Source organism: Phaeospirillum tilakii (genome assembly GCF_042683125.1).
In the GTDB taxonomy this organism is placed as follows: domain Bacteria; phylum Pseudomonadota; class Alphaproteobacteria; order Rhodospirillales; family Magnetospirillaceae; genus Phaeospirillum; species Phaeospirillum tilakii.
In genome coordinates this window covers 1-2316 of the sequence record NZ_JBHUIY010000089.1, presented here as the reverse complement: position 1 = coordinate 2316, position 2316 = coordinate 1, and the positions used below count along the sequence as shown (strand labels likewise).

Annotated in this window: 2 protein-coding genes and 1 pseudogene; 1 reads left to right on the top strand and 2 read right to left on the bottom strand. The window is 69.9% G+C overall.

Annotated features, from left to right (window positions below; all coding sequences use genetic code 11):
• Positions 1-265: hypothetical protein (locus ACFSNB_RS18630; RefSeq protein ID WP_377319307.1), on the top strand; the 265-nt coding region annotated here is incomplete at its 5' end.
• Positions 266-545: 280 nt separating this feature from the next.
• Here the strand turns inward: ACFSNB_RS18630 and ACFSNB_RS18625 are convergent.
• Positions 546-1118, bottom strand: coding sequence for a YqgE/AlgH family protein (locus ACFSNB_RS18625; protein WP_377319305.1), 573 nt, complete (start codon positions 1116-1118; stop codon positions 546-548).
• A 771-nt stretch (positions 1119-1889) separates the two neighbouring features.
• A pseudogene (locus ACFSNB_RS18620) lies at positions 1890-2316 on the bottom strand (hypothetical protein); the annotation flags it as partial.

Genomic DNA, 2316 nt, shown 5'->3' with positions numbered 1-2316 from the left:
CGCGCCGGAAGCCGCGCCTGCGCTGGCCGCGCCGGCGGCGGCCTCGGCCGCCACGGCGACCCCGGCGGCCGCCCCGGCCAAGCCGAAGCCGTCGCCCTGTGCCCGCGCCCTGCACGCCGCCGAGGCCAAGCTGGCCAAGACCAAGGCCCAGCCCGAGGTGATCGCCGCGTCGTGGGAACACCTCCAGGCCGCCAAGAAGGCCGCCAAGGCCGGTCAGGGCAAGCAATGCGTCGCCGAGGCCAAGGCGGCCGAAAGCGGGCTCTGAACCATCCCTCCGGCAACGGAAAACGGGGACCGGCATGCCGGTCCCCGTTTTTCATGACGGGCCTGATCGGGGGCCTGGGGGGGGGGAAACCCTTCGCGGGCTCCGCCCGCCCCCGCCAAGGGCCGAGGGCCCTTGGATCCCGTTCCTTGCCCTTCGCGCGGCCAACGCCAGCGCCCAAGCGGAAAGGCCGGTCCGCGCCCAACCACCCATGGGTTCCAAGGGCCTTGCGGCCCTTGGCGGGGGTGGGCGGAGCCCACGTCAACGGTCTGACTCCAGGGGGTCAGGCGTGCCCGGCTTCGCCCGACAGCAGCCCGACATCGATGCCGAGCTTCTGGATCGCCTGCTCGTATTTGCGCTCGAGATTGCCCGAGAACAGCAGATCGAGATCGGCCGGCGCGATCAGCCAGGCATTGTCGCGGATCTCGCTGTCGAGCTGGCCCGAGCCCCAGCCGGCATAACCGAGCGCCAGCAGCATCTGGCGCGGACCGGTGCCGCCGGCGATGGCGCGCAGCACATCGACGGTGGCGGTCAGCGCCACCCCTTCGGCGACGCGCAGGGTATTGTCGTGCTGATAATCGTCGGAATGGAGGACGAAGCCGCGCCCGCTTTCGACCGGACCGCCGAAATGAACCGGAATCGAGTCACAATCGCTCGAAACCGGGATTTCGAACTGTTCGAGCAGTTGCGGAAAGCTGAGTCCATCGATCGCGCGGTTGACCACCAGCCCCATCGCCCCCTCCGCCGTGTGGGCGCAGAGATAGACCACCGTCCGGGCGAAGCGGGGATCGGCCATTTGCGGCATCGCGATCAGCATCTGTCCGGCGAGATAGCCGGAATTCTTCTGCGGGAGCATGACTCTCAGATAGGCTGCCCCGCGCCGGAAAGCAAGCCCGATGCGGCTTCGCCACCTCGGCCGGCGGACGGCGGGCGGCAGGCGCGGAATAAAGGGAAGGCCCATCCGCCGGGGGGGACGGACAGGCCTTCCAACTCACCAGGAACCGCGAGGGGGGGAAAGGCGGGTTCCCGGCAAGGGCGACCGGCTCCGGCGGGGGCCGGTCGCAATCAGTCTCCGACCGACCGACCGCCCCCACGCGGGGGGTCGGCGATCCCTGTCGGCGACCGGAGGGCGAAACCTGAGCGGGAGTCGTAGGTGGCCGACAGCGCCGCCCTTGCCCGGTCGATCCCACCGGAAACCTTCTCGGAGCCACCGGCCGCGAAGACCGGGATAAAACGAGCCAAGTGTTGGTTTTTCCTCGACATTTGGCCCTCCGCTCCGTCCCCGATGAGAACGTGTTTATCCTAGGACAAGTTGTCATCTGACGAACGCCCTATTCCCGCAACTCTGCCCGGTCGTTATAACCTGCGACATTTTGCCGGCCGGCGCGTCTTGAACAATATCAGGTTGCATGATCCCGGCGCGGACCGGCACCTGCGATTGTTCCAGCGCCGGCCCCAACCGGCCTTCGCCGCCCATTGCCTTGATTTTGCGTGGAACAACGCGCCAAAGGCGGTTTCGCCGCCCCCGGCGGGCGCAGCCGGCCAGTCCGGTAAAATTTGCATGGATTTTTAAATAAAGGCCGCCAAAAAACGCTTGGCCGGCGGGGCAAACCGTGCCCCGCCGCGCTCAGCCGCGCAGGGCGGTTTCGGTAACCCGGGCCAGGGTCAGCAGGTCGGTGCGCGAGCCGATGCCGCGCTCGCGCAGGCGGGCGGCCAGCGCGCCGACGGTGGCCGGCCGGCCAGGGCGGCCGAACACCGCGAGGAAACGCTGGCGGCCAAGCTGGCGGAAGGCGGTGGCGAGGCACACCGCCGCCTGGAAGGTGGTGAGGGCGAGCCCGGCGAACAGTTCCGAGCGGACCGAATCATTGACCCCGACCATCACCGTCACCAGCTCGCGCCGGCGCTCGTCGCTGAGGTCGCCCACCACCGGCACCACGCCGCGATCGCCCAGCGCCTCCCACCAGAACGCCGCCTCGGGCGAATCGAACGGGACCGGGCCGGGGGCGTCGGGATGGGCCCGCGCCGGCGGCGCGGGCGCGGGCGCGGCCGGCGGC